Source organism: Marinitenerispora sediminis (genome assembly GCF_003336425.1).
GTDB classification, from domain to species: Bacteria; Actinomycetota; Actinomycetes; order Streptosporangiales; family Streptosporangiaceae; genus Marinitenerispora; species Marinitenerispora sediminis.
In genome coordinates, this window is the sequence record NZ_QEIO01000194.1 from 1 (window position 1) to 7,645 (window position 7,645).

The 7,645-nt window shown below is 73.9% G+C and carries 8 protein-coding genes; 2 read left to right on the forward strand and 6 right to left on the reverse strand.

Going from position 1 to position 7,645, the window contains the following annotated elements; all coding sequences use genetic code 11:
• Positions 1-56: 56 nt before the first annotated feature.
• The 3 genes from DEF28_RS24220 to DEF28_RS24230 are packed head-to-tail and all read right to left on the reverse strand — an operon-like array spanning position 57 to position 2,030.
• Entirely contained in the window at positions 57-560 is a 504-nt protein-coding gene (locus DEF28_RS24220; RefSeq protein WP_114400402.1) for an arsenate reductase ArsC, read from the reverse strand.
• Complete coding sequence (gene arsB, locus DEF28_RS24225) at positions 553-1,635, reverse strand: ACR3 family arsenite efflux transporter (protein WP_258862748.1); 1,083 nt, start codon at positions 1,633-1,635, stop codon at positions 553-555. Before arsB ends, DEF28_RS24220 begins: the two co-directional genes overlap by 8 nt.
• Positions 1,632-2,030 (reverse strand): ArsR/SmtB family transcription factor, encoded by a 399-nt coding sequence (locus DEF28_RS24230; protein ID WP_114400404.1) that lies wholly within the window; start codon positions 2,028-2,030, stop codon positions 1,632-1,634. Before DEF28_RS24230 ends, arsB begins: the two co-directional genes overlap by 4 nt.
• Positions 2,031-2,109: 79 nt before the next feature.
• Between DEF28_RS24230 and DEF28_RS24235 the strand changes: the two genes are divergently transcribed.
• Positions 2,110-2,568 (forward strand): ArsI/CadI family heavy metal resistance metalloenzyme, encoded by a 459-nt coding sequence (locus tag DEF28_RS24235; protein ID WP_114400405.1) that lies wholly within the window; start codon positions 2,110-2,112, stop codon positions 2,566-2,568.
• Between the two features lie 1,089 nt (positions 2,569-3,657).
• Here the strand turns inward: DEF28_RS24235 and DEF28_RS24240 are convergent.
• A complete protein-coding gene (locus DEF28_RS24240; protein ID WP_114400406.1) occupies positions 3,658-4,638 on the reverse strand; it encodes a carbon-nitrogen hydrolase family protein in 981 nt (326 codons plus the stop codon).
• Positions 4,639-5,331: 693 nt separating this feature from the next.
• On the opposite strand from DEF28_RS24240, the gene DEF28_RS24245 reads away from it, so the two are divergent.
• Entirely contained in the window at positions 5,332-6,171 is an 840-nt protein-coding gene (locus DEF28_RS24245) for an MBL fold metallo-hydrolase (protein WP_233515511.1), read from the forward strand.
• Positions 6,172-6,219: 48 nt separating this feature from the next.
• On the opposite strand, the gene DEF28_RS24250 is transcribed toward DEF28_RS24245, so the two are convergent.
• The gene (locus DEF28_RS24250) at positions 6,220-6,876 is read right to left on the reverse strand and encodes a peptidylprolyl isomerase (RefSeq protein WP_114400407.1); all 657 of its coding nucleotides are present in this window, start codon (positions 6,874-6,876) and stop codon (positions 6,220-6,222) included.
• Positions 6,877-7,041: 165 nt separating this feature from the next.
• Positions 7,042-7,645: hypothetical protein (locus tag DEF28_RS27710; RefSeq protein WP_114446235.1), on the reverse strand; the 604-nt coding region annotated here is incomplete at its 5' end.

The following is a 7,645-nucleotide window of genomic DNA, read 5'->3' on the forward strand; positions in this document are numbered from 1 at the left end:
GGGGGGGGGAGGCTCCCCGCGGGCTCAGGCCCCGGGCCGCGTTCTCGGGTGCGTGCTCACGGGCCCGCCACGCGTCCCTGGCCGGAGGGCCGCTCTTCGCTGGGCGCACCGCCGGCGCAGTCCCAGACGTCGGCCCCGCCCGAGCGCCCGGACGCGGCCGGCAGGAGATCGGCCACCAGGTCGGCGATCCGCCGGCGGATCTCGTCGCGGATCGGCCGCACGGCGTCCACGCCCCGGCCCGCCGGATCGGGCAGTCGCCAGTCCAGATAGGTCTTGCCGGGGAAGACCGGGCACGCGTCCCCGCACCCCATCGTGATGACCACGTCGGAGGCCCGCACCGCTTCCGTGGTCAGGACCTTCGGCGTGGCGGAGGAGAGGTCGACGCCGACTTCGGCCATCGCTGCGACCACGGCGGTGTTGACCGTGTCGGCCGGCGCAGATCCGGCCGAGCGAACCTCGATCCGCTCACCGGCCAGGTGGGTGAGGAACGCCGCCGCCATCTGCGAGCGGCCGGCGTTGTGCACGCACACGAAGAGCACCGAGGGGCGCGGGTCAGACATCAGCGGTCTCCTTCTCGGGGAAGAAGCGGCGGGCGGCGAGTGCGACGTGCACCAGGCCGATGAGGACGGGGACTTCGATCAGCGGGCCGACCACCCCGGCCAGCGCCTGACCCGAGGTCGCGCCGAACGTGGCGACGGCGACCGCGATCGCCAGTTCGAAGTTGTTGCCCGCGGCGGTGAACGCCAGCGTCACCGACCGCGTGTAGCCCAGTCCGAGCGCCCGTCCCACGGCCAGGGAGCCCGCCCACATGAGGAGGAAGTAGGCCAGCAGCGGCAGCGCGATACGGGCGACATCCCACGGCCGGGACGTGATCGCCTCCCCCTGGAGGGCGAAGAGCACGACGATGGTGAACAGCAGCCCGTACAGCGCGAGAGGGCCGAGCCGGACCAGGAACCGGGTCTCGTACCAGTCGCGTCCCCGGGCCCTTTCGCCGAACCGGCGGGTGAGGAAGCCGGCCAGCAGCGGCACCCCGAGGAACACCAGCACCGAACCGGCGATCCCGGCCACCGACACGTCCAACGCGGCCTGCTCCAGCCCCAGCCAGCCCGGCAGCACCGCCAGGTAGAACCAGCCGAGCAGCCCGAAGGCCGCCACCTGGAACAGCGAGTTCAGCGCGACCAGCACGGCCGCCGCCTCCCGATCGCCACCCGCCAGGTCGTTCCAGACGATCACCATGGCGATGCAGCGGGCCAGCCCGACGATGATCAGCCCGGTGCGGTACTCCGGCAGGTCGGGCAGGAACAGCCACGCCAGCGCGAACATCACCGCCGGGCCCAGGACCCAGTTCAGCACCAGGGAGGAGAGGAGCAGCCGCCGGTCACCGGCGACCGCCCCCAGCCGGTCGTAGCGGACCTTGGCCAGTGCCGGGTACATCATCACCAGCAGCCCGAGGGCAATGGGCAGCGAGACCCCGGCGATGCCCGCTCCCGCGAGCAGCTCGCCGAGCCCCGGGACCAGTCGGCCCAGCGCCAATCCGGCGGCCATCGCCACCAGGATCCACACCGTCAGGTACCGGTCGAGTTTCCCCAGCCGGCCCGCGACCGCCGGGGCGGTCCCCGCCACGCGGGCGGTCACGGGGCGGCCGAGGCGGGCTGGGGTACGGGCTGTCCGGCGGGCCGGGTCAGGATGGCGGCGAGGCGGTCGGTCGTCTCCGGCAGCAGCCGGTAGTACACCCATGTCCCCCGCCGCTGCGCGGCGATCAGCCCCGCCTCGCGCAGCAGCTTCAGGTGGTGGGAGACCGTCGGCTGCGACAGGTCGAACGCGGGCGTCAGGTCGCACACGCACACCTCGCCTCCGGCCCGGGACGCGATCATCGACAGCAGCCGAAGCCGTACCGGATCCCCCAGCGCCTTGAACACCCGCGCCAGCTCCACGGACTGGTCCTCCTCCAGCGGAGCTGTCAGCAGCCCGGGGCAGCAGCTTTGGACCGTGCCAGCCGCGTCGGACGTCTCGGCCCCTTGTTTCGACATGCGTCTATGTTGACAAACTTCGATCCAATGCGCAACGTTGAATAGACAGACATCGATACAACCGGATCGAGGAGACCCCATGTCCCGTGTCCAACTCGCCCTGAACGTCGCAGACCTGGAAGGATCCGTCGTCTTCTACTCCAAGCTGTTCGGCGTCGAGCCCGCCAAGCGCCGCCCGGGCTACGCCAACTTCGCCATCGCCGAGCCCCCGCTGAAGCTGGTGCTGATCGAGGGCGAGCCGGGGCAGGACACCCGCCTTGACCACCTCGGTGTCGAGGTGGAGAGCGGCGCCCACGTGGACGCCGCCACCACCCGGCTCAAGGAGGCGGGGTTGGCGACCTTCGAAGAGAGTGACACCTCGTGCTGTTACGCCGTGCAGGACAAGGTGTGGGTGCACGGCCCCGGCGGGGAGCCGTGGGAGGTCTACGTGGTCAAGGGCGACGCCGACCAGATGAGCGAGGACGCCGGCGCCGCCGGTTCCGCCACCGCCTTGAGCGAGCCGGCGACGGCCACCGCGGGCTGCTGCGGGTCGAACTAACGCGCCATCAGCCACGGAAGGCCAGCGAAGGCCGGCGCCCGGCACCACGGACAATGGCCCAATGCCGGGCGCCCGGACACCGAGCCCGCGCCGTGACCGTGCCATGACCAGAGCCCGCCGCCCTCGGCGCCGCGGGGGCTGCGGGTCGATGTCTGGCGGACGACGTTGCGCCTATCGGCACCGCCCGCAGGGCGACGCCCAAACCCGGGCGCACGAGGGGGCCCTGGCGTCGAGGCGGAACTGAACCGCGCCGGCGCCGCGTGACCGCGTGCGACGACGGCGCCGTGGAGGGGGCGCGCCGTGCGGGCCACCGGGCTCACCGCACCGTCAACCGCAAGGTCTGGGACCTCGTCCTGCCCGACGCACGCGTGGCTGCCTGGGGCACCGCACGCGGCAGCACACTGCCCAGCTCGGTCGGCCCAGCACCGCGCCGACGAGGTGAACGATCGTTGCTCCTGGGGAACGGGCCGCTTCTGCCCGGGCGCAGGAACCAGGACAGGAACCCCCGATGATCCAGCCCGCGAAGCGTCTGCGTGTACGAGGCCAGCGCCACTCGGTCCGTTCGGGAATGCGCGCGGATTCTCCCCGCACTCAGGATCGATCCTTCGGCGCCATTCATGTGGCTAAGTGAGTTCTGTGAGAATCTCAGGAAGTGGTCAGAATCGGCGCTGCGACTTGGTAAAGTCCCAGGTCAACGACTGCTCCCCGTGCACGCGGGGATGGCCCCGCGTCGCGGCCACGGTCGACGTGCTGAAGGGATGCTCCCCGCGCACTTGACTGGGGGTCAAGGGGGCATGGGATGCTCCCCGCGCACGCGCGGATGGCCCGGGATCGTGGACGTTCGTCCGCGCCACCCTGGTAGTGCTTCCCGCAGGCGAGCGCGGCCCTCTCGTCCGCGCTCGCCTGCGGCTGTCGTTGCACTGCTCCTCGCGGACCGGCCGGGGGCGGGCGGTAGGCGTGCCACTCGGGCCGGGTGGGGGACGCCGGGGTGGTGTGGCTGTTCGCGCCGCCGCGCATGACCGGGCCGCCAGCCCGGCCCTACCGTCCCTACCGTGGCAGCGGCCGCCCGTGTGCGCTGGTGGCGCCGTTTCAGCGCGGTGCCGGTCGGCCCGCCCGGTCGACTCGGATGAACGGCTCGTGCACCGACCGTCCGGTGAGCGGCCCGTAGGCGGCCGGCCGGCGGAAGGCGTCGCCCCAGGCCTCGCGGCGCCGGTGGTCGCGCAGCGCGTCCAGGTCGAAGACGGCCGGATACACTCCGGCCGCCTCTCCGGCCTCGACCACGAGCATGTCCCGGGAGCGTCCGCTGGCGTAGGCGATGCCGTCGTAGGCGACGGAGTGGCCCCAGCCCGGCCCCGCGTAGTTGGCCATGGCCACGGCCACCATGTTCTCCCCGGCGCGGGACCGGAACTGGGCGAGCCGGTTCACCTCCATCTCGCACGCGTTCGGCGTGAGGATGACCTCGGCGCCGGCCAGCATGAGCGCACGGGCGCTCTCGGGGAACTCGCGGTCGTAGCAGATCATCGCGCCGACCGCGACCTCGCCCGCCGCGGTGTCCAGGAGGCCGACCTCGAAGCCGTCGCCGGGGGTGAGTACGGCCTCCGGCAGGCCGAACGCGCAGGTGTGCACCTTCGCGTACGTCAGTGCGTCGCGGCCGTGCCGGTCGATCAGCGTCACCGTGTTGCGCGGTGCGCCGGGCCAGCGCTCCAGGTAGGTGACGGCGATCGCCATGCCGAGTTCGGCGGCCAGGGCGCGGAACCGCGAGACGAACGGTGAGTCGCGGTCGATCGGCTCGCCCGCCCACACGGCGTCGGCGGATGGCGCCGGGGCGGTACCCGCCGGGGCGTCGGCGTCGTTGTCGTCCCACAGGTCGGGGTGCCGGTAGAGGTCCTCGTCGGCCGCCTCCTCCGGGAGGAGGGTGCCGTAGCCGTTGCTCCACATCTCCGGGAACAGCGCGATGTCCGCGCCGAGGAGGCGGGCCCGGCGGCAGGCGGCCTCGCCCTCGGCGAGGTTCGCCGCGAGGTCGGGGCCGGGGAGCGCCAGCTGGAGGAGGGCGATGGTCAATGTGCGCATGGTGCGGACTCCTTCGGTGCCCGGTGGGCGTCGTTGGGGAAGACGGCGGCACGAAGGAGTCGGTGGGCCCCGGGCGCGGGGCGGGTGTCAACGCATGCGGTCACCGTACCCCGGCCCCGCCCGCGGCGCCCAGGGCCGTAGATCCGCGGCGCGGTGGGCGCCGGGGGAGCCGGAGCTGGGGCAGCGAGCGGGATCGTTGGCGGGGGCCGGTGCGCTGGCCAATGGTCGTAGCGATGGCCGACGCGGTGAGCGAGCGCCGGTCGGCCGGTCGCGCCGGAGTGGCGCGTTCGGTACCTGGACCGCTGGCAGCGCGCGCCCGCAGTCCTTCCCATGGTGCGCGCGACATGGCGGTCCCGGGCGGGTCCGGTCCCGCGACGCCGGATGAGCGCCCCGTCGCGCGGCGAAGCCCGCCGGCGCCGTCGCGGTCGCGCGCCGCGCACCGGGCCGGCCTCGCTTCCGGATGAGCGGGGCAGACGCGGGGACGGGCCCCCGGCCCGCTCCGGATGGCGAGTGGGACAACCGCGCCGACCGGCTCGCCGTGAGCTGGTCCGCGCGGCCGCGACTGCGTCGGTGCCGCACCGAGGGCAGGACCGGAACACCGCCGTTCCAGCCGGACATGGAGCGCTCAGAGGGGCGCCGGCGGTGGTCTGCGCACACTGGTCCCCCGGGGCCCCGCCATGGGCGCGCGGTTCGGTGGCCGCCCCCGACGGTTCGGGGCCCAAGGCGGCCGGCGCCGCCGCACGGGTCGGCGGCATCGGCGGCGTCGGCCTGGCGCGTGGCACCGGACGGGCGGCCAGCAACCCCGGGGCCGCCTGCTGTTCGCCCGCCGCCATGGACATGACGGAGGTCCTGCCGGACCTGCACCTGCTGCGCTTCCCGTTCGGGCACGTCTACCTCTGGCGGGACGCCGACGCGGTGACGCTCATCGACACCAGCGTCGCCGGAAGCGCCCCGGCGATCGCCGAGGGGCTCCGCCGGCTGGGCCGGCGGCCGGGCGACGTCCGGCGCGTCGTGCTGACCCACCACCACCAGGACCACGCCGGATCGGCGGCGGAGATCGCCGCCTGGGGCGAGGCGGAGGTGCTGGCGCACCGCGACGACGCGCCCGTTGTGCGCGGCGAGCGTCCGGGGGCGCCGCCCGACTTCTCCGACGCCCCCGCCTGGGAGCGCGAGCTCTTCGAGAACCTGCCGTCCCTTCCACCGGCACCGCCGTGCCCGGTGCACCGGGCACTGGTGGACGGCGACGTCCTCGACTTCGCGGGAGGCGCCGTCGTCGTGGGAGCTCCCGGGCACACCGACGGCAGTATCGCGCTCCACCTCCCCGGCCCGCGCGTGCTCGTCACCGGCGACGCGGTCGCCGGCGCCGACGGCCGGGCCATCCTGGGCGTGTTCAACACCGACCGGGCCCGCGCGATCGCGTCGCTGCGCCGGCTCGCCGGGCTCGACGTCGACGTTGCCTGCTTCGGCCACGGGGAACCGGTCGTCGGCGGAGCGGCCTCCGCCCTGCGCGACGCGGCGGAGCGGGCGGCCTGAACCGGCCGCCCCGCGGTGGCGCGGGCGCGGGCCGCGGGCGCGCCCGGGTCAGTCGCCGGAGCGGTGGATGGTGACGGACTCCAGCACCACGTCCTCGACCGGGCGGTCGCCGGAGTCGGTCTCCACGGCCGAGATGGCCGCGACGACGTCGTTGCCGGCGCCGTCGGCGACCTCGCCGAAGATCGTGTGCTTGCCGTCCAGCCACGGCGTCGGCGCGGAGGTGATGAAGAACTGCGACCCGTTGGTGTCCGGTCCGGCGTTGGCCATGGCCAGCATGCCCGGCTCGTCGAACGTCAGCTCGGGGTCGATCTCGTCGCCGAAGGTGTAACCCGGCCCGCCCGTGCCGGTTCCTTGCGGGTCGCCGCCCTGGATCATGAAGTCCGGGATCACCCGGTGGAACAGGGTCCCGTCGTAGAACTCGTCCCGGCCCGTGACCGGATTGGCGACGCGACCGCCCTCCGCCAGCAGCACGAAGTTGGCTACGGTCTCGGGCGCCCGGTCCGGGAACAGCGTGACCTCGATGTCGCCCTCGCTGGTCCGCAGCGTCGCGCCGGTGACCGCCGCGATCCCGGCCTTGTCGGCGCCGGCGCCGGGTGCCGTGCCGCCGGCGGGCGGTTCGGCCGCGCCACCGGCCTGGCATGCCGTCGTCGCGAGGAGGACGGCGCCGAGCGCGCCGGACGCGGCGGTGGTTGCGAAACGGTTCATCGGCCCTCTCCGACCGGGGATCTGGCGCCCCCAGGTTAGCGCCGGCCGGCCGCGGGCCTCCCGTCGCACCGCCCCCCGGCGGGGCGACGGGCGGGGGCGGTGGACGCGGTGCCGACGCGGGAGCGTGTGAGGGCGGGACGCGTGGCGGCGCCCCCACGCGCCGGGTCAGTCCAGGAGGCTGGACGGGATGATGCCGTCGCGCAGGGCCCGCAGCACGTCCTCGGTGTCGCCGAGGTGCCCGATGTGCCCGGTCCGCTGGCGCACCTCGTGGCGGACGGCCTCGATGACGGCCGGGCTCTGCAGCACCTCGGCGAGCGGTCCCCGCTCCAGTGCCGCCCGCCACGCGCGCAGGTTGGCCAGCCGCCCCTGCTGGACCGCTGACCTGCTCAGGTGGAACAGCCCGTCGATGGTGGCCGTGCGGTTCTCCTCATCGAGCAGGTCGACCTCGAACACGAGCTCGACCGTGGACGCGTCGGCGGTGAAGTGGTAGACCTGCCAGACGCGGCCGTTGGTGAGCACCAGCCACTCGACCTCCTCGCCGGCCGCGACCGTCCGCACCTGCCGCAGGTTGCGGGCGTCGAGCTCCTGGCCGCACCGCTTGACCTCGGTCAGGGCGAAGAGCTGGTCGTCGATGCGGATTCCATAATCGGCGGATTCGCCCTGGGTCCGGTATTCGGTCGTGAGGTGGTCGTATTTGTGGTAATCGAGACCCTCGCTGAGAAAATCGGTGACCAGCATCCGGGTGTCGCCCTCGTTGGCGTCCCGCTCC